Here is a 25,699-nt window from a genome sequence, read left to right as displayed (position 1 = left end):
CTTTCACGCGCTGCTTGTCGAGCAGGAGAGTAGCGGTGGTGCGGCCCATGGCCTCGAAGTCGGTGGTGATAACCGTCATGTTGAGTAGCTCCTTTAGCGGGGTTTCGTTGAACGAAATGATGCCTACTTCGCGGCCGAGCAGGTAGCTGGTTTGTCGCATTTTCTTAACCAGTTCCACAAGGTCTGTTTCGCGGATAACGACGTAAGCCGTACCCACTTGCAGTACTTCGTTCATGGCGTTTTCAACCACCGCAAACGTCTTGTTGTGTAGCAAACAGAACGAGCGGAAACCCCACGGTAGCTCTTCGGGATGGTTGGCGTCGCTCGGCAGAATCAGCACTAGCCGCGAGTACTTTTCCAGCAGATCGGCCGCGTTTTCCAGCGCCCCAAAAATGTCCTTATCGAAGTCCTGGAACACCCGCAGGCAATCGTGCTTCAGCTCCGGAATATCCTTGTCGAGCAGCACCAATTCCTGCGAGGGAATCCTGTTTAGAATGTTCTGATACGTGGCTTTTTCAGTGTCCAGGGTGAAGTGCGGCATCACCACGTAGTAATTGTATTTGCCCAGGCTCTTTTCAATGATTTCTTCGAACAAATGCACGTTGTAGTGGTGAATCTGGAGGTCCACCGTGGCCTCTTCGCCCAGGGCTTCGAGGAAGGCATAGTAGATAATCTTCTTATAAGAACTCAGTTTATTGAATACGAGCAGAATTTTGAGTTTGCTGGTGTCGTTGGCCTGCACGTAGTAGCCCTTGCCCTGCACCGACGTAATGAAGCCCCGCTCGCGCAATTCGCGGTAGGCTTTTTCTACGGTGTCGCGGGCAATGTAGTACTCAACGCTTAGCTCACTGATGGAAGGAAGTTGGTCGCCATTCTTAAGCAGCCCCCGCTCGATGTCGGTAATCACGGACTGTACGATCTGCTTGTACTTCGGCGTTTTATCTTGGGGCTTTAATTGAAGTTTATAGAAATCAGGGGCAACCATCAACTCGCGAGGTTCGGCCAAACCGATACTCGGGTTTCGGTCGCGGGAGGCAGATTTGTAGATCATGGTGGAGGAAGAAAACAGGTGGGAATTTATAGAGCGGGGCACGCAGGGTCAAAAGCTAATCCATTACCGACTGTGATGCAATCGATTGTATAATCAAGATTCTGATTCATCGGTTGTGCCCCGATCTTACAGCATCTTTACGCAGCAAATGAAAGGCGGAGAAACTCCAAGTGGTTGAAAATACTGAAAAAAGCTTGCTTTAGCAGCTTGAAAGACAATTTTCCCTGGTAAAAATCATCGGGAACGTTGCCAGAACTTTCGATAAGAGCACCTTCAGCTTCCTTTCCCTTAAAAAAAGAAGACCTGACGAACCGATTTTACAATCAGTCCATCAGGTCTTCTAATTGGTAGTAATTCAATAGCTAGATTCAGCAGCCTCTGGTTAAGTTAGCCAAAGGCACTCAAAACTAGCGGCTTACGAAGCCAAGCAATGCTTAACGCACAAAGGCCATGGCCACGCCGCCATCCACGTTGAGCACGTTGCCAGTGCTCTTGCTCAACGAGCCATCCACGAACACGCGCACGGCTTTGGCAATGTCCTCGGCCAGCAGCTCTTCGCCTAGCAAGGTGCGCTTGGCGTAGTGGGCGGGCAGTTCTTCCACCGAGATGCCGTAGGCCTTGGCCCGGCCCGCGGCCCACTCGCCTTCCCAGATCTTGGAGCCGCGCAGCACGGCATCCGGATTGACGGTGTTGACGCGGATTTTGTCGGCGCCGAGCTCGGCGGCTAGCAAGCGGCTCATGTGCAGCTGGGCCGCCTTGGCTGTGCCGTAGGCCACGTTGTTGGGGCCCGCTACCAGCCCGTTCTTGCTGGCGATATTGACGATGTCGCCGCCCAACGCTTGCTGGCGTAGGATGGTAACCGCGGCCTGACTAACCAGGAACTGGCCTTTTACCAGCACGTCGTTGAGGATGTCCCAATCCGCTTGCGTGGTGTCAGCTAAGGGCTTAGAGATTGACAAACCGGCGCAGTTGACGATGATATCGACACCACCGAATTGCAGCACACTCTGGCGCAGCGACTCGGCGATGCTGTCGGCATCGGTCACGTTGATGGCTGCGCTCAGGGCGCTGTCCTTGCCATATTTCTTGCGCAGCTCGTCTTGCGTTTCTTCCAGCCGGTCCCGGTCTACGGCTACCACGCAGGCGCCGAACTTGAGCAGTTCCTCGCAGATGGCTTTGCCGATGCCGCCGGTGCCGCCCGTTACGTAGGCTATTTTGCCGGACAGCGCTTTAGGCGGGGCCATGCGCTGGAGCTTGGCTTCTTCTAACAGCCAGTACTCGATGTTAAAGGCTTCTTGCTCGGCCAAACCCGTGTACTCGCTCACGGCCTCGGCGCCCTTCATTACATTGATGGCGTTGGTGTAGAATTCGGCGGCCACGCGGGCCGTCTGCTTGTCTTTAGCGAAGGCGAACATGCCCACGCCGGGCCACAGAATAATAACTGGGTTGGCATCGCGCATGGCCGGTGAGTTGGCGTGCTTGCTGCGCTCGTAGTACGCGGCGTAGTCCTGGCGGTAAGCCGCAAACTGGCCCTCCAGATACGTTTTAACGCTGGCGGCGTCACCCTGCATCACGTCAGCGTCGAGCACGAGCGGACGAATCTTGGTGCGCAGGAAGTGGTCGGGACAGGAGGTGCCTTTCTGTGCCAGACGGGGCAGATCGTTGGAATTCACGAACTCAAGCACGCGGGCGTCGTCGGTGTAGTGGCCGAGCATGCGGCGCTGGCTGCTAGCCAAGCCGCGCAATACAGGCATCACGGCAGCGGCCTGCTGGCGGCGCTGGGTGGCGTCCAAAGTCTGCTCACGTTTCACGCCGCCGAACACAGGCCCTTTTTTGCCGTAATTGGCTTCCAGGTAAGCGGCCGCCTGCTCGATTACTTCCAAGGTGTTGAGGTAGCACGAATAAGAAGTCTCGCCCCAGGTGAAGAGGCCGTGGCCACCGAGAATGACGCCGCGCAAGTGCGGGTTGTCGGCCACGATCTTCTCCAGTTGCAAGCCCAAGTCGAAGCCCGGCTTCTGCCAGGGCAACCAGCCCATGGTATCACCCCAAATCTCGTGCATGATTTGCTCGCCGTCTTTGCTGGCGGCAATGGCGATGAGGGCATCGGGGTGGAGGTGGTCGATGTGCTTGAAGGGCAGCAGGCCGTGCAGCGGCGTATCAATAGAAGGGGTGGCGCACTTGGGGTCGAAGAGGCAGTACTCGAACAAGCCCACCATCTCGTCTTCGTGTTGCAGGCCGCGGTAACGGTTCTTGAGCTGGTGCAGCTTTTCGACGTAGAGGTTGGCGCAGCCTGCCTTCGTTAAAGTACCGATGTCGCCACCCGAGCCTTTCACCCACATCACTTCGGCGGCTTCGCCCGTGACGGGGTTGGTTTCCTGGATTTTACAGGAGGTATTGCCCCCGGCGTAGTTGGTCAGGCGCAGATCGGCGCCGAGCAGGTTGGAGCGGTACAGGAACAGGGCGACTTCATCGCCGCTCAACTCCAGCGCCTTCGCCTCGTCCCACAAATAGCTGACGTGCTGAAAGGTTAGCGTTTTTTCCATAGTGATGCTTCTGTGAAGTTGCCAGAAAACAATAAGAGTATGCTTTTCATCAAAGTACGTGGATCGGCTTACGGCGAAACTCCTGCACTCTCCTGTTCACCGGTAAATTATTTATTAAAACTGGTACTTTGCTTGCACTGGAAAGAAACTTTCCAGGCTGCTCAGGAGAGCACAGGACTGTTTGTGGCAGTATATAAAGCAGATTTGGTAAAAATCTCACACTATGGCAGTCATTTGGGGAGTTATTTTTCACGCATTAGGCGGCTTTGCATCCGGCAGTTTCTACTTGCCCTATAAGAAGGTAAAAGGGTGGTCTTGGGAGAGTTACTGGCTGGTAGGCGGCATCGTATCGTGGCTGCTGGTGCCGTGGTTGCTAGGCTTTCTAACCATCCCTAACCTGACGGAAGTGCTGCGCCAAACGGATAACACCACGCTGTTTTGGGTGTACTTCTGGGGCGTGCTCTGGGGCTTTGGAGGCTTAACCTTCGGGCTAGGCATGCGCTATCTAGGGCTCTCGCTGGGGATGGCCGTTATTATGGGGCTTTGCGCCTTGGTTGGTACGCTGGTACCACCTATCTGGGGCGGTACCATGTCGCAGCTAATGAGTACTGCTTCGGGGCAGGTGACGCTGTTTGGTTTGTTTGTGTGCCTAGTAGGCATTTTGATTTGCAGCCGGGCCGGTATTATGAAGGAAAAGTCCTTGTCGGCCGAGGCAAAAGCAGAATCGATTGCCGAGTACGATCTGCGGAAAGGGCTCTTAGTAGCCGTCTTTTCGGGAGTCATGAGTGCCTGTTTTGCCTTTGGGCTGGAAGCCGGCCAGAAAATTGCCGATCTGGCGGTGCAGCAGGGCGCCGACCCGCTTTATAAAAACAACGCCATCCTGGTGGTGATTTTGCTTGGTGGCCTTACCACCAACGCGGTGTGGTGCTTGTATCTCAACCTCAAAAACCGCACGTACACCGACTACGTCAACCCTTCGTTCCCAGCGCTGCGCAACATTCTATTTTGCGCCCTGGCAGGTACTTTGTGGTACTTCCAATTCTTCTTCTACGGCATGGGCGACACCAGACTAGGCGTTTACCGCTTCTCGGGCTGGACTCTGCACATGGCTTTCATTATTGCTTTCAGTTCGATGTGGGGCCTATACCTGCACGAGTGGCGTGGCGCCAACCGCGCTACTATGCGCACTGTAACCGTTGGTATTCTGACGGTGGTACTATCCACAGTGATAGTAGGCTACGGCAACTACCTTGGTTCAGGTAACGAGGAAACTGCCGTACAAGCTGAAAAGAAACCAGTGACGCAAGTTGCCACAGAAACGCAGCAGGCACAATAAGTAGTTGCTAGGTAGCTACTTTGTCAATTCCGCTTATTGTAATTTAAGCGGGTAGGAGCATGCTGCGGAGGGCAAGCTCTGACCTGAAAGTTTATTAGTAGCGCTAAGCTGCACGTGCAAAGCACCAGCAAATTGTGAATAGATACAAAAAGAGCCCAGTATTAAACTGGGCTCTTTTTGTATCTATCGGAGAAGCTAAATAACCCTGACGAACAGGTAGGTACGGGAAGGGGTACAAAAAGGCTGGTAATATCTTCATGGATATTTCACAATTCGGCAAGCCATCTGCCTCAACCTCACCTATAAACCGTATGAGAAAGCTATATCACTTAGCTAGGATGTTGCCTTTACTGGCGTTACTCCTCTTCGCCCAGTCTTTGTTTGCGCAAGCGCAATCGATTTCTGGCAAAGTAACTACTGCCGATAAAAACGAACCGTTGCCTGGCGTGACAGTGGTAGTCAAAGGCACGACCGTTGGGACGGGCACGAACGCCGATGGCAGTTTCACTCTGAGCGCGCCTAGCAGCACGGGTACGCTGGTGTTTTCTTTTGTTGGCTACATCACGAAAGAAGTGCCAATCGACGGCAAAACCACCGTTAATGCTGCTCTCTCGGCTGATACGAAAGCCCTCGATGAGGTGGTGGTAGTGGGCTATGGCACGCAGAAGGCTGGCAACGTGACGGGCGCCGTTACGGGTATTACGGCGAAGGAAATCGAGGAGCGGCCAGTCAACCGCATCGAGAATGCCCTGGTAGGGCAGATGCCGGGCGTGTATGTGCAAACTACTACGGGGGAGCCCGGCGCCGATTTGCAGATTCGGGTGCGGGGCGCGGCTTCCATTAACGCCTCTTCCGACCCTCTATATGTGGTAGACGGAGTGCCGGTCGACAACCTGCGCGGCATCAACCCCACCGACGTGGCTACCATTGACGTGTTGAAAGATGCCGCTTCGGCCGCTATCTATGGTTCGCGCGGTAACAACGGGGTGGTATTAGTGACCACCAAGCGTGGCAAGAAAGGCGCTGCCAAATTGCAGTTCTCGGGTTTCACGGGTGTTCAAATAGCGGAGAGCCGGCTCGATGTGCAGTCGGCGGAAGAGTGGATTCAGATGCGTAAGGAAGGTATTGACTTGGACTGGTTGGCGCAAAACCCCATCAACCGGGCGGAGGACTCGCGGGCTACGCGCCTTCAGCGCCTGACCGTGAACGGCACGGCCCCGAGTACGACGAACGTGATTCGGTACACCTACGACCCTAAGTGGGAATATGGCCAGGACAGCCTAGCCTACATCAACTGGCAGGATGCTATTTTCCGCAAGGCAATTATGCAGCAGTACACGGTGGGCGTGTCGGGCGGCACCGACAACGTGAACTACAACGTGAACGGCTCGTTTCTGGACCAGAAGGGCATCATCATCGGTAGCAATTTGCAGCGGGCTACGCTACGGGCCAATTTCGACGCGCAAATTCGCAAAGGCATCAAGCTGTTCATGACGCTGGCCCCGAGCATGGAATGGAGCAGCCTGGGCCGCGTGGACGGCACTGGCGGGCAAGCGCTGAACGCCGCCCAAATGCCGCCCGTTGCTCCCAAAGAAGCCGGCATCTACGTGGGCGCCGACCCATTCGTCACGTATGCGTGGTCGGGCCGCTACATCAGCCCCGTGGCCGTAATGGAGCGCACCGAGGCCAACGGTACCCGTACCCGCCTCAATGCCAACATGGGTCTGAACCTCGACCTTTACAAAGGGCTGCAACTACAGTTGCTGGGGGCCATGGACAACGGCTACTTCCAGGATCAAATATTCACCCCGACCAATGCCAGCCGCGAATGGTTCGGGGCGGCCGAAGGCTCATTGAGTACGTCGCGTTACTATCAGACGTTCAACACGCGCTACCTCTTTCAAAGCGTGCTGAATTACACCCGCAAGTTTGGCGACCACAACCTGAACGCCATTGTGGGCTACTCGGTGGAGCGCACTCGGGTTGATGCTTCGCAGCAGGAAAACGGCCAGCTGCCCAACGACCTAACCTACCTGTTTGACCGGGCCAATTCCACAACCAACCGCAACAACATCAGCGCCGGTAAAGAAGCCCTGCTATCGTACTTCGCCCGCGCACAGTACGATTACAAGGAGAAGTACCTGCTCTCGGCCAGCTTGCGGCGCGATGGTTCTTCTAAGTTTGGCTCCAACCGGCCGTTTGGTTACTTCCCAGCCGTTTCGTTGGGCTGGCGGGTATCGAGCGAGGATTTCATGCAGGGGGTTACCTTCATCAGCGACCTGAAGGCGCGGGCCAGCTGGGGCGTGACGGGCAACAACCGCATTCCCAACAACTCGCAGTTCGCCACCCTGGGCGTGAGCAATTACCCGCTGAATGGTTCGAGTGTAAACGGGTACGCCCCGAGCGGTTTCCAGAACGAGGACCTGGGCTGGGAGCAAACGGCCAGCTTCAACTACGGCCTCGACTTCAGCGTGCTGCAAAACCGGCTGCAAGTAACGGCCGACTACTACACAAAGAACACCACCGACATGCTCTACACGGTGCCACTCTCGTCGCTCACCGGCTTCACCCGTACCTTCGTCAACATCGGCGAAGTGTACAACCAAGGCGTGGAACTCGGCCTGAACTCGCGCAACTTGGTGGGTGCCTTCGAGTGGGGCACGAGCTTCAACGTTTCCTACAACAAGAACCGCGTGGAACGGCTGGACTACGACAACACGCCCGTGCCCACTGGCAGCAGCCCCGGCGGCTTCGTGAGCATCCTGCAAGTGGGCTTGCCCATCAACTCCTACTTGCTCTACGATGCCATCGGCGTGTACCAGACCCAAGCCGAGGTGGATACTGAGGCGAAACTAGCCAACACCCGCGTGGGGGATATCAAGTACCGCGACGTGAACGGCGACGGTCAAATCACGGTTGATGACCGCACCATCATGGGTAACCCGATACCTAAGTTCACGTTTGGCGTTACCAACAACTTCCGCTACCGGAATTTCGATCTGAGCGTGCTGGTAAATGCCCAGCAGGGCGGCGAGTTGTACTCGCTCATCGGCCGCTCCATCGACCGGCCCGGCATGGGCTACCTCTACAACCACGCTTCAAGTTGGAACAACCGCTGGAAATCAGAAGCCGAACCTGGCGACGGCAAAACGCCGAGCATCACGGCCCAGAACAGTTCCCTGCTCGATTCGCGCTGGCTCTACAGCTCCGACTACCTCCGCATCAAGAACGTGACCCTGGGCTACACCTTGCCTAAGAATCGGCTCTACTCTGGTGCCCGTATCTACCTGGCCCTGGAAAACGCCTACATCTGGCACAACTACACCGGTGGCTTCTCGCCCGAGGCGTTGCAGACCGGCGGCTTCGACAACGGCAGCTACCCACAGGCCCGCACCTACACGGTCGGCTTCAACCTGTCTTTGTAGTACGGTCCCATCTCAATTGATACTCCGATGAAAGCAATTAAATACGTCACCTACGCTGCGGTCCTGACTATATCCGGGCTGCTGGCTACGTCCTGCAAGGAAGATATTCTCTACATCCCGCCCGTGGCCAACAACACGGTGGATGAGTTCTACAAAGACGAAAACCAGGTGAACCAGGGCGTGATGGCCATCTACAACGGCTGCCTGTCGCTGCCCGAGAATTCGTACTGGTTTCTAGCTGAATTCCGCTCCGACAACGTGGCTGCCGACGTTGCAACCGTGCAGCGGGATTACAGCGACGTGAGCAATTTCAACGCGACTTCGCAAACCCCTCAGCTTCAAGCTACCTGGACTGATTTATACGAAATCGTGTACCGGGCCAATATTCTGCAAGAGCGAATTCAGCCTTTCACTTTTGCCCGCGTCGAGCAGTTCAAGGCCGAAGCCCGGTTTCTGCGCGCGTTGGCTTACTTTGATTTGGTACGCTACTGGGGCGCGGTGCCCATCGTCAACAAATCAGTGGGTATTGAAGAGTCGAAAGTTGTACCTCGCTCTCCCATCACCGACGTGTATAAGCTTATCGTTGATGACCTAACCTTCGCTGCCGAAACCCTGCCCGCCGCCTACCCAGTTGCCGACAAAGGCCGCGCCACCAAGTGGGCCGCCAAAGCCCTGCTAGGCAAGGTGTACCTCACCATGTACGGCTACCCGCTGCGCCAAACCAGCGCCCTGCCGCTAGCCAAGCAGCAACTTATGGAAGTGTACGCCGCTGCCGGGGCCAACACTTTCTCGGTAGCCCCGAACTTCACCGACTTGTTTAAAGCGGCCAACGACAACCGGTACGCCGTATTCGAGCTACAGTACATTTCTGGCGGCACCGGCCTGGGTAACCCTATTCCGTGGCAGCAGGGCCAGGTGTTCCCCACGTTTTGGTCGCCGTTCACTGGATTTGCGGCCGACTTTACGCTGCCTCCCGCCTTGTTCGGCGCCAACTGGCCCAAGATTGACAAGCGCAAGGCCGCAACGATTGACTCGGTTATCCGCAATCCAACCACTAATGCCATCGTTGCCGGGCGGCCGCAGATCACTAAGTTTCTGGAGAAGGGTGTCACGGGGGTGCAAAACCGGACCGACTACCCCAACAACTTCCCTATCATCCGCTTCGAAGACGTGGTGCTGATGTACGCCGAAGTGTTAGGCGAGGAATCTGGTGGAGCACCACCGGCCCTGGCCCTCACCCTCATCAACCAGATTCGGACCCGCTCCGGCTTGTCGGCCTTCACGGCCGCCTCGCCCGAGGTTGCAACGAAAGACGCCTTCCGGGCCGCCGTGCTGAAAGAGCGCCGCTACGAGTTTATAGCGGAAGGCCAGCGCTGGCACGACTTGGTGCGCACTGGCAATGCTATTCCGGTGATGACGGCCTTTAAGCGTAGTACCACCGGCACTACTCCTACTGGCGGCGCTAACTTCCGGCAACTCGACGAACACGATTTGCTATTCCCCATTCCGATCTTGGAACTGCGTCTCAACCCTGGCTTCTGGGAACAAAACCCTGGTTACAACTAATAGTCGGGTCTACTTTCAACGGGCAGCCTTTAGCAAGCTGCTCGTTGCTTTTTGTGCGCCTTGGAGGGCCAACGAATGATGCGCGCCGCCGCTATTCTCTGTGTTTACTACACTCATCCATGAACTACACTTCCAACAAGGCCAGCTACCTGCTGCTGATTGGTAGCTTGCTGGCCGCTGGTTTCTCACCCAAGCCTAGCCCGAAAACCAAGCCTGAACCCGCTGCTACGCAGCGCCAAATGGAGCGGCTGGGCCGGGGCGTGGTAGCCGTGAAACAGGAGGGAGGCGGTGTGTTTGTGAGCTGGCGGCTACTGGCCTCGGACCCGGTAGGTGCCGGCTTCCAGGTCTTTCGCCAAACGAAAGGTGGCAAAGCCGTAAAACTCACCAGCCAACCCATAACTGCCAGCACCAACTGGGTCGATAAAACCGCTGATGCCGGGCAAGCTTACACGTATTCCGTGCAGCTCGTTGCTGGCAAAGCAGGCGCCCGTAGCCCCCAAGACGCTTTGCCGGAGCAGGCCGCGGTGTGGGCGCAAAACTTTATGCGGGTGCCGCTCAAGCGCCCCGCTGGCGGCAGCGTAAGCAGCGGCCCCGAAATCAGTGAATACACCTACACCGCCAACGACGCCTCCGTAGCTGATTTGGATGGCGACGGGCAGTACGAAATTGTGCTGAAGTGGGAGCCCTCCAACGCCCGCGACAATGGTTCGGCGGGCATTACGGGCCCGGTACTGCTCGATGCCTACAAGCTGGATGGCACGCAGCTGTGGCGCATCAACCTGGGCAAGAATATTCGGGCGGGTGCCCACTACACGCAGTTCCTGGTGTATGATTTTGATGGCGACGGCAAAGCCGAGCTAGCCTGCAAAACCGCCGATGGCACCATCGACGGCAAAGGCACTCTCATCGGCGACGCCAACAAAGACTACCGCACCCTCACAGTGCCCACTGATGCCGCCGCCATAGCCAGCCCACGCGACAGCAAGTACGGCCGGGTGCTGGCCGGGCCCGAGTACTTCACCGTGTTCAACGGCCTGAACGGGGCGGCTATGGCCACGGCGCCCTACGCCCCTGGCCGCGGCGACCTAGGCGGCTGGGGCGGCATCGGGGGCAACGGCGGCAACGACAGCCACGGCAACCGCGCCGACCGCATGCTGGCCGCTGTAGCGTACCTGGACGGCGTGCACGCCAGCGCCATCATGTGCCGAGGCTACTATGGCCGCTCGGTGCTGGCCGCCTGGGACTGGCGCGACGGCAAGCTCACCTCCCGCTGGGTATTCGACTCGCAGGACGCTAAAAACCCGTTCTCGGGCATGGGCAACCATGGCTTGAGCGTTAACGACGTCGACTTCGATGGGAAAGACGAAATCGTGTACGGCTCGATGGTAGTCGACGACAACGGCAAGGGACTGTTCAGCACCGGCTTGCGCCACGGCGACGCGCTGCACGTCAGCAACTTCGACCCCACCACGCCCGACTTGGAGGCGTGGGGCGTGCACGAAAACGAGGAGAAAGTACCCGGCTACGAAAACGGTCCGGGTGCGGCCCTATACGACGCCACCACCGGCAAAGTGCTGTTCTCGGGCGTGCCCGGTCAGGATGTGGGCCGGGGTATGGCCGCCGACATCGACCCGCGCCACTTAGGGGCTGAAATATGGGCCAGCAACTCAGAGTTGGGCCTGCTTTCCAGCAAAGGCGAGAAAATAGGTCCGGCGCCCCGCGCCGTCAACTTCGGCATTTGGTGGGACGGCGACTTACTGCGCGAATTGCTCGATGGCACCACCGTTTCCAAGTGGGACTACAAGGCCGGCACTGCCAGCCCGCTGCTGGATGGCAAACCCTTGGGGGCCATGTCCTGCAACGGTACCAAAGCCACGCCCTGCATCAGCGCCGACTTATTTGGTGACTGGCGTGAGGAAATAATCTGGCGCAACGCCAACAACGAGGAACTGCTGATTTTCACGACCACCATTCCAACTACGCACCGTTTCGTGACCCTCATGCAGGACCCGGCCTACCGCGTTGCCGTGGCCCGCGAGAACGTCGGCTACAACCAGCCCCCGCATACCAGCTACTACCTGGGCGAAGGCATGAAACCGGAAACTGCCAAGATTAGCAAGTAACCAGTTTCAGGAACGGTTTGACGCCAATAGTATAGCTCTTGAACAGTGTAGAGACGCGACACTTCGCGTCGCGTCGTTGAACGTCCGCCTCAGAAAAATCTAGATCAACAACCTCGGCAACGCGGAGACGCGAAGTGTCGCGTCTCTACACCATTCGCCCAGTTGTCAACTGGCCTGAATCACTTCTTAGAAGCACGCTCTGTTTTTTGTTACGTGCTTACTGTCAAATAACAACCAGAAGAAGCCACACCTGCACCCATGAAGAACCTCCTAGCCCTGCTGGCGCTGCTCGGCGCTTTAACCGCTTTTGTGAAGTTGCCCAAACCCACGCTTTACCTCATTGGTGATTCCACCGTGCGCAATACCAACACCCCGCAAGCCGGGTGGGGCAGCCAGCTTGCCAGCTATTTCGACACCACCAAAATCAGTGTCAATAACAGCGCCATGGCGGGCCGCAGCACCCGCACGTTCATCTCGGAAGGCCGCTGGGACAAAGTACACACCGCCCTGAAGCCCGGCGACTTCCTAATCATGCAGTTCGGCCACAACGAAGGCAGCGCCCCCGATACCACCAAAGCCGGTCGTCGGGGTGTGCTCAAGGGCACCGGCGAAGAAACCAAGGATTTGGTTTGGCCTGATGGCCACCAGGAAACCGTGCACACCTACGGCTGGTACTTGCGCAAATTCATAAAGGAAGCGAAAGCTAAAGGCGCCACGCCCATGGTGGCTTCCATGATTCCGCGCAACGAGTGGAAAGAAGGTAAGGTGATTCGGGCCACCAACGACTACGGCAAATGGGCCGCCGAAGTAGCCAAGCAGGAAGGAGTACCCTTCATTGACCTGAACAGCATTACCGCCGACAAATACGATAAACTCGGCCCTGAGGAAGTGAAGAAGTTTTTCCCCGGTGACCACACCCACACCAACGAAGACGGCGCCCGCCTCAACGCCGAATCGGTAGTTGATGGCATCAAAGCAACCAAAAGTTTGCCCTTGAGTAAGTTCTTGGCTAAACACTCGGTTAAGTAGCCTATCCAACTAAGGACTGTCATTCCGACGCAGGAGGAATCTGAATAAACTTGTCGAACGGATTTAGCCAGATTCCTCCTGCGTCGGAATGACAAATTACTGGTTGGCTAGCTTTAGTAGGCGTTTCAAGCAGGACAGTTTTAAGATTATATGCCATAGCAAACGAAACATGCAACAGCAACTAAACAACAGCACGCAGCGCGGCAAAGGCGTTTTAACCTACGGCTTCTTGCTCGTGCTACTTGCGCTTTCCGCTTTCACCATTTTGCCGCAAGCATCTAAAAGACCAACGCTTTTCTTGATTGGTGATTCGACGGTGAAGAACGGTAAAGGCAAGGGAGATGGCGGCCTGTGGGGATGGGGCAACTTCCTGCCGGCTCACTTCGATACCACCCGCCTTGCGGTGCGCAACAATGCCCTCGGCGGCACCAGCAGCCGTACGTTCCGCACCAACGGCCTCTGGGACAAAGTGCAAGTGAACATCAAGCCCGGCGACTTCGTGATTATGCAGTTCGGCCACAACGACAACGGTCCGCTAGCCGATACCGCTCGGGCACGCGGCACCATCAAAAGCAACGGTGAGGAAAGCCAAGAAATCTACAACCCCATCAAAAAACAGCAGGAAGTGGTGCACAGCTACGGCTGGTATCTGCGCCAATTCATTGCCGACGCCAAAGCCAAAGGCGCCACGGTGTACGTGTGCTCGCCCATTCCGCGCAACTCCTGGACCGCCAGCAAAGTGAACCGCGCCTCCGCCGACTACGCCCTGTGGGCCGCAGAAGCCGCTAAGCAAGGCGGTGCCTACTACATCGACCTCAACAAAATCATTGCCGACAAATACGATAAGGAAGGCGAAGAGAAAGTGAAGAGCACGTACTTCAACGCCACCGACCATACCCACACCATTGAGGCCGGCGCCAAGCAAAACGCCGAATCAGTAGCCGATGGGCTGAAGAGCATCAAGAAAAACCCGCTTCTCAAATATATGGTGAAGGCCAGCTAGAAAGCCGCCAAAAAAGCCCGTCCTGCTGAGCTTACCGAAGCAGGACGGGCTTATGTTTTCGTAACGCTTTTCCTTACTGCTTCAACAGCACAGTAAGTTCTTTCTCCGTTACCGGGAAAACGGTGCCGTGGCGGAGGCCTTTAGGGAACTGAACCTTGTCGGAAACGTCGGTCCAGGTCTGGAGGTCCGTGGATTGTACGGCGCCGTATTTGTGCTCGGTGTACTTGTCGAAATACACCAGCCACTCGTTGCCGAGCTTCACGGCCGTGGGTCCTTCTGCCCAGTACTTGCCGGTGATAGGAGCCGAGGCTTTGCTATAGGGGCCGGTAATACTGTTGCTGAAGGCTACGCGCAGATTCTTTTGGGCCGGCTCGCGGGTTTCATCTTTCAGAAACATCACGTAGCGCTTGCCGTCGCGCTGAATGGTGGCGTCGATGACGTTGAAGCCGGGTTCGTAGAGCAGTTTGGTGTCGGAGTAGGTTTTGAAATCCTTGGTCGTGACGTAGTAGATGCGGTGGTTGTAGGCGGCATCGGCGGTGCTTTGGGTTTCGGGGAAGCGGCCCTTGATGGTAGTTGCCCAGTAGATGACGTAGGCGCCAGTGGCCTCGTCGTAGGTGATTTCCGGGGCCCAGCAGTTGCGGGCTTCCGCCTCCTTTTGCATCACCGGCACAAACTGCTGCGCGCTCCAATTGATAAGGTCTTTGGAACTAGCGTAGCCGATGCCTTTGTCGTTCCAGCTTACGGTCCAGACCATGTGAAACTGGCCGTCCTTGCCCCGGATGATGCAGGGGTCGCGCATGAGCTTGTCTTTCGACACGGTGGGACGCAAGAAGGTGCTGTCTTTTTTCAGGGAAGTCCAGGAGTAGCCGTCGCGGCTGTAGGCGAGGTGCAGGCCGTCTTCGCCGTTGCCTTTGAAGTAGGAAAACACCAGCGGCTCTCCCTTCTTAGCTGGCTGCTGCGCCGAAGCGGGCAAGGCCGCCAAGGCAAGCCCGAAAACACCTAGCGCGGTGCAGATACTTATTGCAGCTCTGTGAGTGCTTGTTTGCATTGAAATAAGATGCGTTTTGAAAAGACTGGAGCGGGAATAAAGCTAGAACTTATAGCGGTTTGCTGACCAGTATACCTTGTAGAGACGCGACACTTCGCGTCTCGGCGTTGCTGAGATTGTTTGTCGTGCAGTTTTGCTCGTTCAACGCCGAGACGCGAAGTGTCGCGTCTCTACAGAACCGGTACATCATTCGTGGAACAGCTGCTACAGGAAGGCAACTTATGAGTATCCGCTTCTTATTTAGTTGGTTATCTGGACGGAGCTGTCGTTGATTTCGGAGGGGTGAGTTTTCAGCAGGCGGATGATTTCGGCGCCCGCCAGGACGACCGGACCGTAGCCGTGGGCGGCATACACGTTCACGGGGCGGTAGTAGTAGAAGGCCGGGTCGAAGCCCATGCCGGTGCCCACACAGGTGCCTTCCACTTGGCCTTTGTTGGTGACTTTGGTGCTCACGGCGTTCCAGCCCAGCAGGGCCATCGGGCCGTAGGCTTTGGTGTCAAGCCAACCCTTGTTGATGCCGTGGGCAATGGCATAGGTGTAGATGGCGGTGGCCGAGGTTTCCAGGTAAGAATCGTTGCGGTCCAGGAGCTGATGCCAGAAGCCACTACCGGCTTGCAGGGCCGCCAAACCTTTGACGTGGGCTTTCAGCTGCGCCAGAATGGCGGGGCGGCCGGGGTGGTCTTCGGGCAGCACGTCCAGAATATCAACGGTGGTCATCAGGGCCCAGCCATTGGCCCGGGCCCAGTGGAACTCAGGGTGTACGCTCATTTCCTGCACCCAGCCGTGCATGTAGAGGCCCTTTTGCTGGTTGAACATGCGCTGCGAAAACTGCGTGTACTGCTTCACCACCTCGTCGTAGTAGCGCCGCTCACCCGTGAGTTTGCCCATCTGCGCCAGCACCGGGATGGCCATGTACATATCGTCGAGCCAGAGCGTGTTCGGTTGCGGCCGGTTGCGTGCCAGGGTGCCATCGGTCAGCCGGAATTCCTTGGTCATGATATAGTTGACGAAGCCGTCAATCAAAGGGCGCAGCTCGGCCGACAAGCCCGCACGTTGCGCTCTGATCATGGCGGCCGTCAGGGCCCCACCGTCATCGAGAGCGTGCGGGTTCATGAAGCCGCGCATGGGCGTCGGCGCCTTCGGGTTGGCGTTTTGGAAATCCTTGTAATAGGGCGCCAACTCCGCCAGAAACTTCAGCCGGTCGAAGGTGTAGGCGGTGTATTTCTTGTCGCCGGTTACTTCGCCGGCCAGCAGCATGCCCGAGTACGTGACGCCCCATTCGTAGCTGGTCAGGCGGAAGTCGCCAGGCTTGATAACGGCGTTGGGGTTGAACTTGGCAGTGGTGCTGACCACGGCATTGGTTTGCTTGTCGACAAGTTGGGCGGGCGTAGCGGCGTTCAGGTAGGTGTACACCCGATCCAGCACCTGCTTCACTTCCTCGGCCTTGGTTTTGCCGTACGGCACCGGATAATCGGGCTGCAACAAGTGCAGCGGCGTGGTGGTGTCGTTGGCTTTCGCCGGGGCTTGCTGCGCTAATAGCGGCGTGCTAGCCAGAAGCGTTAATCCGAATAAACCTACTGCCAAGTGTTGGGAAGAAGTTCTTTTCATGGAAAGTAAAGCAGGGTGGAAGTGGCGCGTGCTGTTTAGGTTCGGCTTGGTTTGAGTGCTAGTTCCCGTCGGGCTTTATCACCGTATTGCGGGGACTGTCGGCCCAGGCTAGTTTATCCAGGGCATCAGGATGCGCGGGGTCGAAGGCAGGAAGGTCCGTTTTCAGGTATTTTGCTAGGCCTAGCTTGTTGGCTTTGATGCCTTCTACCACGCACTTCGCAATTTCGTAGGCGCCGTAGGGGTTGAAGTGGGTGTTGTCGGCGAGGGCCTTATCCTGACCGGGATAGGTGTTGGCGGGATAGTGTACGAAGGCTTGCATCGACGCCTGCACGCCCAGCGCTTCGTAGAGCGTGGTGGTCATGGCGTTGAGGTCAATCAGCGCTACGCCTTCCTGTTGAGCCACTTTGCGGGCCGCGTCGGGGTAGTCGCCGAGGCTATTCACGTTTTTGCCGGTGGCTTCATCGAAGTTGCGGCGGGCGGTGGACGTCACGATAACCGGGATGCCGCCCTTCTTCTTGGCTTCGCGCACAAAGAGTTGCAGCCGTTCGGTGTACGACTTGTAAGCCCCATCGTTAGGGCCTTTTTCCTTCTGGTCGTTATGGCCAAACTCCACGAACAGGTAGTCGCCGGGCTTCATCACGCTCAGCACCTTGTCGAGGCGGCGGGAGCCGAGGAAACTACCCAAACTTAGTCCCGATTCGGCGTGGTTGGCAATGGCTACGCCCGGCTTGAAGAAGCGCGGAATCATCTGGCCCCAGGCTGCCCACGGCTCGTCATCCTGATTGACGACGGTGGAGTTTCCGGCCAGAAAAACCGTCACGGCATTGTTGACGGGCGTTATTTCCAGGGCGTTGAGGCAGGTGGCCGCGCCGTTGAATTCCAGCGTCAATTTGTTGTCCCAGTCCAGCTTGCCTAGTTCCCGCGGCTTCAAGCCCACCGTCAGAGTGTCGTTGATGCGGCGGGTTTTGAGGTTGACAGTGAAGGTTTCGGTGGTGAATTTGCCGGGCGCGGTTTCCGTCTTTTCCAGCAGCAAACGGCGCGATTCGGCTTTCACCATCGTGGAAGCTCGCTTCTTCGAGTCGCCGAGCGTGACGGTTACGTTGTAGTTGCCTTCCGGTAAATCAACCGAGAAGTAGAAGGGTTTGTCACTAGTCACGAAGTCGCCTTTCAGCGCATCCTTGCCTTTGCGGTCCACAGCCGTGACGGTGGTGTTGAAGTCGAAACCGTAGCCTCTCTCCTCGGAATACGTGGCCGAAGGCAGCACCTGCCGATAGCCGGGCGCCACGCTGCCCGCCCCCAAGTCAAACTTGTAGCTCGTCTTGCCCGATTGTGCCGCAACGCCCGAAGTAAAAAGCACACCAAGGAAAGTGGCCGGCAGGAACAGGGTAGGTCTCATGGAAGAGTGGTAGGTGACGTTACTAAAAGTACTATCTGTGCTACTATCCGCCTGCCTGTACTGTCATGCTTGGGCGAGGGGTATTTCAGGGTAGCAAGCAGTTAAGTGCAGCCCGTCCGCTGAGCAGGAAACGCAAACTTCATGTAACCTACAGCGCGTTTATCTAGTCTTGAGGTATTCCAATCAATCCTCACTGCTATGACAACCCCTGCTGCAACCCAACGTCTGCAAAACCAAGTGGCCTTAGTTACCGGCGCTAGCTCCGGCATTGGAGCCGGCGTGGCCCTAGCCATGGCCGCCGAAGGAGCCGCTGTCGTCGTCAACTATGCCCACAGTCCCGAAGGAGCCGACGCGGTGGTAGACGAAATCACGAAGGCCGGTGGCAAAGCCATTGCCATCAAAGCCGACGTCAGCAAAGAGGACGAGGTGCTAGCCATGTTCGACGGAATCCGCAAGGAGTTTGGCACGCTGCATATCCTCGTCAACAACTCCGGTATTCAGGTGGATGCGCCCCTGCTGGACATGACGCTGGAGCAGTGGCAAAAGGTAATCGACGTGAACCTGACTGGCCAGTTTCTGTGCGCCCGCGAAGCCGCCCGCGAGTTTGTCAAGCGCGGTCCGCAGCCGGAAATATCGAAGGCCACCGGCAAGATTATCTGCATGAGCTCGGTGCACGAGGTGATTCCGTGGGCCGGCCACGTCAACTATGCCACCAGCAAAGGCGGCATCATGCAGCTCATGAAAACGATGGCGCAGGAACTGGCTCCCCACAAAATTCGGGTGAACAGCATCGGCCCCGGCGCCATTGCCACGCCCATCAACGAGTCGGCCCGCGACACGCCCGAAGAAGAGAAAAGCCTGCTCACCCTCATTCCCTACGGCCGCATCGGCGAGCCCGCCGACATCGGCAGCGTGGCCGTCTGGCTGGCCTCCGATGAGTCGGACTACGTGACTGGGATTACGCTGTTTGCCGACGGCGGCATGACGCTGTATCCGGGGTTTGCTGATAACGGCTGATAAAAGGGGGTGAGGTCTGCCAGCTGAACAATTCACTTAACTCCCTACTTTTTAGAATATAAACTCTAGGGGTGAGGTCCATGACGAAAGAGCAAGAACGGCAACACGAAGAGCACGCAGGCAAAGCGCGCTGGCACCAATTCGGCCCTTACCTGAGCGACCGGCAGTGGGGAACCGTGCGCGAAGACTACAGCGCCGACGGCCAACCCTGGACCTACACCACCCACGACCAAGCCCGCAGCCGGGCCTACCGCTGGGGCGAGGAAGGCATCGGCGGTATCTGCGACCAAAAACAGCTGTTGTGCCTCGCTCCGGCGTTCTGGAACGGCCAAGACCCTATTCTGAAAGAGCGTTTCTTCGGCCTCAGCGGCCCCGAAGGCAACCACGGTGAGGACGTGAAGGAGTTGTACTACTACCTCGACAACACGCCCACGCATTCCTACATGCGGATGCTCTACAAGTATCCGCAGCACACCTTTCCGTACGATTGGCTGGTGCAGGAAAACGCCCGTCGGGGCCGCCTGAAGCCAGAGTTCGAGCTCTGCGACACGCAGGTGTTCCACAACAGCCGCTACTTCGACATTTTCCTCGACTATGCCAAGGCCGACCCCCAGGACATCCTACTTCAAATAACGGTGCACAACCGCGGCGAGCAGGAGGCGCCGCTGCACGTGCTGCCGCAGCTCTGGTTTCGCAACACCTGGAGCTGGGGCCACGACAGCTACAAGCCCGACCTGCGAGCCACCGACGCCGGCCAGGTGCAGGTTCACCACGACAACCTGCCCGACCTCCTGCTGCACTGCGAGCCGCTGGACGGCGAACTGCCAGAACTACTCTTCTGCGCCAACGAAAGCAACCTAGAGCGGCTACACGGCTGTGCCAACCAAGAACCGTACTGCAAAGATGGTATCAACAACTACGTGGTGCAGGGTTGGCAGCAAGCCGTGAACCCGGAACAGCGCGGCACCAAAGCCGCCGCCCATTACGTGCTCAACGTGCCAGCCGGACAAAGCCGGGTGCTGCGGCTGCGGTTGGCATCACCGGAGCTGAAAGAGCCGTTTGCTGATTTCGACCGAATTTTAAAGCAGCGCCGCCAGGAAGCCGACGAATTCTACCAGCATCTGCAAGCCGACCTGCACGATGCCGACGCCCGTAACGTGCAGCGCCAAGCACTGGCTGGCATGCTCTGGAGCAAGCAGTTCTACTACTACGACGTGTGGCAGTGGCTGCATGGCGACCCCGCGCAACCCGCGCCGCCAAAACAGCGCCGCCAGGGCCGCAACGCGAATTGGGAACAGCTCAACAACTTCGACATCATCTCGATGCCCGACAAGTGGGAGTATCCCTGGTATGCTGCCTGGGACTTGGCCTTCCATTGCATTCCGTTGGCGCTGGTGGATGCCGATTTTGCCAAAAGCCAACTCCGCCTGCTTACCCGCGACTGGTACATGCACCCCAACGGTTTGCTGCCCGCCTACGAGTGGAACCTGAGCGACGTGAACCCGCCGGTGCATGCTTACGCCACCTGGCGCGTGTACCAGATGGACCGCAAGCACAACGGCAAAGCCGACACCGACTTTCTGCAAACCATGTTTCACCGGCTGCTACTCAACTTCACGTGGTGGGTGAACCGCAAAGACCTGAACGGCCGCAACGTGTTTGAAGGCGGCTTCCTGGGCCTCGACAATATTGGGGTGTTTGATAGAAGTGCCCCGCTGCCCACCGGCGGCCACATCGAGCAGGCCGATGGCACGAGTTGGATGGCCATGTTTGCTTTAAACATGATGCGTATCGCGCTGGAACTGGCCAAAACCAACCCGGTGTACCAAGACTTGGCCAGCAAGTTTTTCGAGCACTTCCTGTACATCGCCTACGCCATGGCCAACGTGGCGGAGTTGCAACTAGATTTGTGGGACGACCAAGACGAGTTTTACTACGATGTGCTGCTCAACGACGAGGGAAACCAACGCATTCCGCTGCGCATCCGGTCGATGGTGGGACTGGTGCCCCTGTTTGCGGTGGAAGTGCTGGAAGAAGATGCGCTGAAAAGCGTGCCGCAATTTGTGAGTCGGATGAACTGGTTTCTGGAAAACCGGCCGCAGTTGGCCTCGATGGTATCACGCTGGCAGGAGCCCGGCAAAGGACAAACACACCTGCTGTCGCTCTTGCGTGGGCACCGCATGAAAAAGCTGTTGCGCCGCATGCTCGACGAAGCCGAATTTCTGTCGGACTATGGAGTGCGCTCGATGTCGCGCTACCATCAGCAGCATCCCTATGTGTTCGAGCATTTGGATGGCGCCAATTCCCGGGTCGACTACGAGCCGGGTGAGTCCAGCACGGGCTTGTTCGGGGGCAACAGCAACTGGCGCGGCCCAATTTGGATGCCCATGAACTTCATGATTGTAGAGTCGTTGCAACGCTTCTACCATTATTACGGCCCCGATTTCAAGGTGGAGTATCCCACTAACTCGGGGCAGTACTGCACGCTGCTGGAAATTTCGCAGGCACTTATCAACCGGCTTACCAAGCTGTTCTTGCGCGACAGCACCGGCCAGCGTCCGGCCTTCGGCGACGACAAACAGCTCCAACAAGACCCCAACTTCCGCGACTACCTGCTGTTCCACGAGTACTTCCACGGCGACAACGGCAAAGGCCTCGGGGCCAGCCACCAAACCGGCTGGACCGGCCTCATTGCCAAGCTGCTGCAACCCCGGATAGGAGAGTAAGAGTATTGACCATGAGAAGGCTGGACAAGTAGCGCGGAGCGCCGCTTTGCGTAGTATAAGAACGGGTAGCCCCACTCTTTCGTAACCAACAACCTCTAACTCCTATTGTCGTTCACTGAAGCGCAAGCGCCGGTTTCCATCTCCATGCACCAACGCCTCGTTGGTAGTACAGCACGCTCCAACTATGTTTGACTGGCTCGACCTCAGCACCCCTATTTCCGATGGCATGGCCTACTGGCCCGATAATGCGCCCGTCCACATCAAGAAGACCTTAAGCATAGAGCGGGGCGACGCGGCCAACGTAACAGAGATGAGTTTGAGCGTGCACACCGCCACCCACGTTGACGCCGCCCTGCACTTCCTCGACGACGGTGCCGACGTGGCCGCGCTGGATTTGAATACGCTCATCGGGCCGGCGCATGTGGTTGCCATCCAGGATCCGTATTTCATTACTCGTGCAGAATTGGAGGGCTTGCTTTTGCAACCAGGCGAGCGGCTGCTTTTCAAAACCCGCAACTCCGACCACGAGTGGGCCCAAGCCCCCTTCAACCCCGATTTTGTGCGCGTCCGTGCGGATGCCGCCGAGTGGTTGCGCGAGCAAGGCGTGGTGTGCGTGGGCGTCGATTACCTGTCCGTGGGGCCCGCCGATACGCACAATATCCTCCTCAAGGCCGGTATCAGCATCATTGAGGGCTTGGCACTGCAACACGTCGAGCCCGGCCTCTACGACCTGGTTTGCCTCCCTCTGAAAATCACCGGTGCCGACGGCGCGCCCGCCCGCGTCATTGCCCGGCCCCGGCTAAGCGGTAATTCACCTTCTATTTAAAACAGGAATATTCCTGCCAATCCAAAGCTACAGAGCAAGTTGCTGCTAGTAAACGCTTTATCAATGACGCCGAAAGTATAGCACCAGCGTTAGTTTCCCCTCCTACCTGAAAAAGCCTTATCATCCCTCATCAGAACCTCCCTTTCCACCCGGAGCCTTTTCAGGACATTCGTTGTTGCTTCCCCGTGACTGAACCCATCCCCACCCCGCGCCCCGAACTGCTACGCGTCCCCTACGACGATTACCGTGCACTGCCCGCCATTGCCAATTCCGACCTTTCGCGGCTGCGCGATGCCCTCCACGGCCGCCCGCCCCGCTCCACTAGTTCGCAGGGAGCCTTGGGCTTAGGCACGGCCTTCCACACGGCGCTGCTAGAGCCCGACCTCTACGAGCCCGGCTTGCCAGGTATCAACGACAGTTTGATTTGGTGGATGGTAGATGGTGTCAAGCTTGATCCTGACCTAAGCAAGCTGCTGGAAACGGGCATGCCCGAGCCAAGCTGCATCTTCACCGAGCCTACCACCGGCACGCTTTGCAAGCTCCGCGCCGACCTCATCATCGACCAACCCGGCCAACCCTACACCATCGTCGATTTCAAAACCACCCTGGCCCGCGACCATGACCACTTCTACTCCCAGTGCACGGGCTACGACTACGACCGCCAAGCCGCGTTCTACTCCGATGCGCTGAACGCCGACCGGTTTCTGCTGGTGGGCGTGCAGAAAGTGGAGCCCTTTGGCTTGTTTGTGATTGAGGTGCCGCCGCATATGCTGGCGGAAGGCCGCAGCAAGTATCTGCGGCTCCTCAAGCTGCTACACCCCGATACGCTAGTGCCAAGCGCCGTTGCCGGGGCCATCCGCGAAGTGCGGGACTCTTTGCTCGGCGACGAGTAGCGGCACCCACGGCATCCTTGTCGCCGAAGGGTGCCGAGAAAGTATCGGCGATTTTGTTTGGAATTGCCTAACCCGGCTTTTATACTTGCGTAAACGTCAGCAAAACGATTATCCAAATGCGTCTTTTCTGCAATAATCTTTCTAATAATAACTCGAACAATAATTCGGTTCGGGCTTGGAAGGCTATTGCATCATTGGAAAAATAAAAATCATCAATTGATTTTCCTTTGAAAGCCTTCCACTCATCTGGAAGGCTTTTTTTGTGCCTGTTGCGGTAGCTCTTTCACTTCTTTCAGGAAAGAATTACGCAGCCGAAGAAAACAGCTGGGGGATGCGCGAAACTTGGTCGAAACAAGTTAAGTGCACCCGAAACAGCGCAGGTGGGGAAGCAGGCTCGGCGGCCGTACGCTTCTCCACCTGTTTTTTTGCGGGCCACTTAATGGCCTGTCTTAATAAGGCGGTTGTTGTTCCGACCGGAGGGAGGAATTTGGAGTAATCCGTTCAACAAGTTAACCCAGATTCCTTCCTCCGGTCGGAATGACAAGCGTCATGCTTAAATAGGTATTAAGCGGCAAGTATGTCAAGCATCCAATAGCTGGCGAGCGGCATCGGCGCCGCTGGTCAGGGCCGCTTCCACCGTACCAATGTAGGGCCCGTCGTAGACTCCTTCCCCGGCAAAGAAAAGGGTGTTAGCAACGGGCGTAGCCAGCACGGTCCGTTGTGCGCTGGCGCCCACCGTGGTGTACGCATACGCGCCAAGCGCATAGGGGTCGGCGGCCCAATTGACGACGCGGTGAGTTCGGAGCTGGCTACGCAAAAAAGCGGGCGTAGTACCAAGCAGGCCCGCTAGCGAATCCAAGGCCTGCACAAGTAGCGTTTCATCGGGGGTGGCGCGGAGCCGCGCAGCAGCAGGACCGGCCAGCCAGCCCGTAAGCAGAGGGCGCGGGTCGGGTAGCTGCGACCACCAAGTAGGGAAGGGCGCATCCGAAAACAGAAAGCTCAGATCGGGCATTGGCTGCGTTACTGCTGACGAGGAATGCTGCCAGAAAGCGTCTTTGAACTCCAGCAATACCTTAATAACGGCGCCGTAACCCAAACTGACTGCCGCCGCCCGGTGAGCTGGCAGCTCCGACTCGATGCGGATATAGCCAGGACTATCGGCCGCTGCTTGCCACACGCCTAGTGGCACCGTAATCAGGATTTGGGTGGCTTGAAAGCTGCGCCCGTCGGTGGTGTAGACTTCCACCTGGCCGGGCTGCCACCGGATTTCTTGCACAACCGTAGCTAGGTGCAGCGTACCGCCCGCCGCTTCCGTGTCCGCTACCAGCCGCGCAATCAGGCTGCCGTAGGTGCCTTCCGGGTGAGGGGAGTCGTCGAAGCCGCCGCCGCTTAGTTCTTCGCGCAACGCAAACGAGCTGGCGCGCTGGGCATCGGCGGCGTCGTAGCCTTCCGCGAAGCGCATGACTTGTTCGCGCATGGGTGCGTACTGTTCCTCACCGAAATAGTCAGTTAGGAAGTCGGCTAAGGGCATATCGTGGGGCAGGGCGTGTAGTTGTTCGAGTAGGTGCGGTACATCCTGAATGAAATCTTCCGATTCCCGGATGCGGCCTTCGACTACCTGGTAGGTGGTGCCGGTGGTGGGGAAGCTGGTCAGACCGGCCTCATCGAGCAGACCCCGCGTCAGGGGTACGGCCCCGTGCATAAATTCGGCTCCACCCTCTGTGGGAGCCGAAAAGCCCGCGTCGGTGAAGGTGTGAATCCGGCCACCGGCGCGGTTGCGGGCTTCCAGCACTATCACGCGGCGGCCAGCCTGCACCAGCGTACGGGCAGCATACAAACCGGCCGCGCCAGCCCCAATAATAAGCACTGCTTCCGTCATACAATTTGTTTTATGCGCTAGCTACCGCCCCAAGCATGGAAAGGTTGGGGCCGCGCACAAAATTCAGGCCTTAGCGCTGGTTGCTAGAAAGTTAAACAGCCCCTGCAACGACCGCAGCAAGCCTTGCGCATCGACCTCTACCGCTCCCGCCATGCTTTAGCCCCAACAGACGCCACCGAAGCTTGACGCCAGGGCTTGTTGGAGCTCAAACACCGACACAGCATTTTACC

General features: G+C 57.4%; 16 protein-coding genes. 10 read left to right on the top strand and 6 right to left on the bottom strand.

Going from position 1 to position 25,699, the window contains the following annotated elements; all coding sequences use genetic code 11:
• Together ACFE7X_RS12365 and ACFE7X_RS12360 are read right to left on the bottom strand one after the other, a co-directional pair.
• Positions 1 to 985: GntR family transcriptional regulator (locus ACFE7X_RS12365; RefSeq protein WP_375436012.1), on the bottom strand; the 985-nt coding region annotated here is incomplete at its 3' end.
• Positions 986 to 1,485: 500 nt separating this feature from the next.
• Positions 1,486 to 3,594: a bifunctional aldolase/short-chain dehydrogenase gene (locus ACFE7X_RS12360; RefSeq protein ID WP_375435982.1), complete on the bottom strand. Its 2,109-nt coding sequence runs from the start codon at positions 3,592 to 3,594 to the stop codon at positions 1,486 to 1,488.
• 223 nt (positions 3,595 to 3,817) lie between these two features.
• Between ACFE7X_RS12360 and rhaT the strand changes: the two genes are divergently transcribed.
• The 6 genes from rhaT (at position 3,818) to ACFE7X_RS12330 (ending at position 14,076) form a co-directional block, all read left to right on the top strand.
• On the top strand, positions 3,818 to 4,930 hold the full coding sequence (gene rhaT / locus ACFE7X_RS12355; protein ID WP_375435981.1) for an L-rhamnose/proton symporter RhaT: 1,113 nt from the start codon (positions 3,818 to 3,820) through the stop codon (positions 4,928 to 4,930).
• Between the two features lie 311 nt (positions 4,931 to 5,241).
• Positions 5,242 to 8,355, top strand: a complete 3,114-nt coding sequence (locus ACFE7X_RS12350; protein WP_375435980.1) for a SusC/RagA family TonB-linked outer membrane protein — start codon at positions 5,242 to 5,244, stop codon at positions 8,353 to 8,355.
• Positions 8,356 to 8,382: 27 nt separating this feature from the next.
• The gene (locus ACFE7X_RS12345; protein ID WP_375435979.1) at positions 8,383 to 9,921 is read left to right on the top strand and encodes a RagB/SusD family nutrient uptake outer membrane protein; all 1,539 of its coding nucleotides are present in this window, start codon (positions 8,383 to 8,385) and stop codon (positions 9,919 to 9,921) included.
• Between the two features lie 119 nt (positions 9,922 to 10,040).
• Positions 10,041 to 12,044 carry a rhamnogalacturonan lyase gene (locus ACFE7X_RS12340; RefSeq protein WP_375435978.1) on the top strand — a complete coding sequence of 668 codons (2,004 nt, stop codon included), beginning with the start codon at positions 10,041 to 10,043 and terminating at the stop codon, positions 12,042 to 12,044.
• Positions 12,045 to 12,302: 258 nt separating this feature from the next.
• Entirely contained in the window at positions 12,303 to 13,073 is a 771-nt protein-coding gene (locus ACFE7X_RS12335; protein WP_375435977.1) for a rhamnogalacturonan acetylesterase, read from the top strand.
• Positions 13,074 to 13,242: 169 nt separating this feature from the next.
• The gene (locus ACFE7X_RS12330; RefSeq protein WP_375435976.1) at positions 13,243 to 14,076 is read left to right on the top strand and encodes a rhamnogalacturonan acetylesterase; all 834 of its coding nucleotides are present in this window, start codon (positions 13,243 to 13,245) and stop codon (positions 14,074 to 14,076) included.
• Positions 14,077 to 14,149: 73 nt separating this feature from the next.
• On the opposite strand, the gene ACFE7X_RS12325 is transcribed toward ACFE7X_RS12330, so the two are convergent.
• The 3 genes from ACFE7X_RS12325 to ACFE7X_RS12315 form a co-directional block, all read right to left on the bottom strand.
• Positions 14,150 to 15,124 carry a glycoside hydrolase family 43 protein gene (locus ACFE7X_RS12325; RefSeq protein ID WP_375435975.1) on the bottom strand — a complete coding sequence of 325 codons (975 nt, stop codon included), beginning with the start codon at positions 15,122 to 15,124 and terminating at the stop codon, positions 14,150 to 14,152.
• A 240-nt stretch (positions 15,125 to 15,364) separates the two neighbouring features.
• Complete coding sequence (locus tag ACFE7X_RS12320; protein WP_375435974.1) at positions 15,365 to 16,732, bottom strand: glycoside hydrolase family 105 protein; 1,368 nt, start codon at positions 16,730 to 16,732, stop codon at positions 15,365 to 15,367.
• Positions 16,733 to 16,790: 58 nt separating this feature from the next.
• On the bottom strand, positions 16,791 to 18,128 hold the full coding sequence (locus ACFE7X_RS12315) for a rhamnogalacturonan acetylesterase (protein WP_375435973.1): 1,338 nt from the start codon (positions 18,126 to 18,128) through the stop codon (positions 16,791 to 16,793).
• 198 nt (positions 18,129 to 18,326) lie between these two features.
• Between ACFE7X_RS12315 and ACFE7X_RS12310 the strand changes: the two genes are divergently transcribed.
• The 4 genes from ACFE7X_RS12310 to ACFE7X_RS12295 all read left to right on the top strand — a co-directional run bounded on the left by ACFE7X_RS12310 (position 18,327) and on the right by ACFE7X_RS12295 (position 23,590).
• Positions 18,327 to 19,145 (top strand): SDR family oxidoreductase, encoded by an 819-nt coding sequence (locus ACFE7X_RS12310; protein ID WP_375435972.1) that lies wholly within the window; start codon positions 18,327 to 18,329, stop codon positions 19,143 to 19,145.
• An 80-nt stretch (positions 19,146 to 19,225) separates the two neighbouring features.
• Positions 19,226 to 21,871 (top strand): glucosidase, encoded by a 2,646-nt coding sequence (locus ACFE7X_RS12305; protein WP_375435971.1) that lies wholly within the window; start codon positions 19,226 to 19,228, stop codon positions 21,869 to 21,871.
• Between the two features lie 184 nt (positions 21,872 to 22,055).
• Positions 22,056 to 22,697: a cyclase family protein gene (locus ACFE7X_RS12300; RefSeq protein ID WP_375435970.1), complete on the top strand. Its 642-nt coding sequence runs from the start codon at positions 22,056 to 22,058 to the stop codon at positions 22,695 to 22,697.
• A gap of 185 nt (positions 22,698 to 22,882) precedes the next feature.
• Positions 22,883 to 23,590, top strand: coding sequence for a PD-(D/E)XK nuclease-like domain-containing protein (locus ACFE7X_RS12295; protein ID WP_375435969.1), 708 nt, complete (start codon positions 22,883 to 22,885; stop codon positions 23,588 to 23,590).
• Between the two features lie 580 nt (positions 23,591 to 24,170).
• Here the strand turns inward: ACFE7X_RS12295 and ACFE7X_RS12290 are convergent.
• Positions 24,171 to 25,469: a flavin monoamine oxidase family protein gene (locus tag ACFE7X_RS12290; protein ID WP_375435968.1), complete on the bottom strand. Its 1,299-nt coding sequence runs from the start codon at positions 25,467 to 25,469 to the stop codon at positions 24,171 to 24,173.
• Between the last annotated feature and the right edge of the window lie 230 nt (positions 25,470 to 25,699).

The sequence above is a fragment of the uncultured Hymenobacter sp. genome (genome assembly GCF_964242765.1).
In the GTDB taxonomy this organism is placed as follows: Bacteria; Bacteroidota; Bacteroidia; order Cytophagales; family Hymenobacteraceae; genus Hymenobacter.
This window is presented reverse-complemented; position numbering and strand designations above follow the sequence as displayed.

Coding starts and splice junctions, on each gene's coding strand:
- ACFE7X_RS12360 (WP_375435982.1), bottom strand. CDS start 3,594: ATGGAAAAAACGCTAACCTTTCAGCACGTCAGCTATTTGTGGGACGAG.
- rhaT (WP_375435981.1), top strand. CDS start 3,818: ATGGCAGTCATTTGGGGAGTTATTTTTCACGCATTAGGCGGCTTTGCA.
- ACFE7X_RS12350 (WP_375435980.1), top strand. CDS start 5,242: ATGAGAAAGCTATATCACTTAGCTAGGATGTTGCCTTTACTGGCGTTA.
- ACFE7X_RS12345 (WP_375435979.1), top strand. CDS start 8,383: ATGAAAGCAATTAAATACGTCACCTACGCTGCGGTCCTGACTATATCC.
- ACFE7X_RS12340 (WP_375435978.1), top strand. CDS start 10,041: ATGAACTACACTTCCAACAAGGCCAGCTACCTGCTGCTGATTGGTAGC.
- ACFE7X_RS12335 (WP_375435977.1), top strand. CDS start 12,303: ATGAAGAACCTCCTAGCCCTGCTGGCGCTGCTCGGCGCTTTAACCGCT.
- ACFE7X_RS12330 (WP_375435976.1), top strand. CDS start 13,243: ATGCAACAGCAACTAAACAACAGCACGCAGCGCGGCAAAGGCGTTTTA.
- ACFE7X_RS12325 (WP_375435975.1), bottom strand. CDS start 15,124: ATGCAAACAAGCACTCACAGAGCTGCAATAAGTATCTGCACCGCGCTA.
- ACFE7X_RS12320 (WP_375435974.1), bottom strand. CDS start 16,732: ATGAAAAGAACTTCTTCCCAACACTTGGCAGTAGGTTTATTCGGATTA.
- ACFE7X_RS12315 (WP_375435973.1), bottom strand. CDS start 18,128: ATGAGACCTACCCTGTTCCTGCCGGCCACTTTCCTTGGTGTGCTTTTT.
- ACFE7X_RS12310 (WP_375435972.1), top strand. CDS start 18,327: ATGACAACCCCTGCTGCAACCCAACGTCTGCAAAACCAAGTGGCCTTA.
- ACFE7X_RS12305 (WP_375435971.1), top strand. CDS start 19,226: ATGACGAAAGAGCAAGAACGGCAACACGAAGAGCACGCAGGCAAAGCG.
- ACFE7X_RS12300 (WP_375435970.1), top strand. CDS start 22,056: ATGTTTGACTGGCTCGACCTCAGCACCCCTATTTCCGATGGCATGGCC.
- ACFE7X_RS12290 (WP_375435968.1), bottom strand. CDS start 25,469: ATGACGGAAGCAGTGCTTATTATTGGGGCTGGCGCGGCCGGTTTGTAT.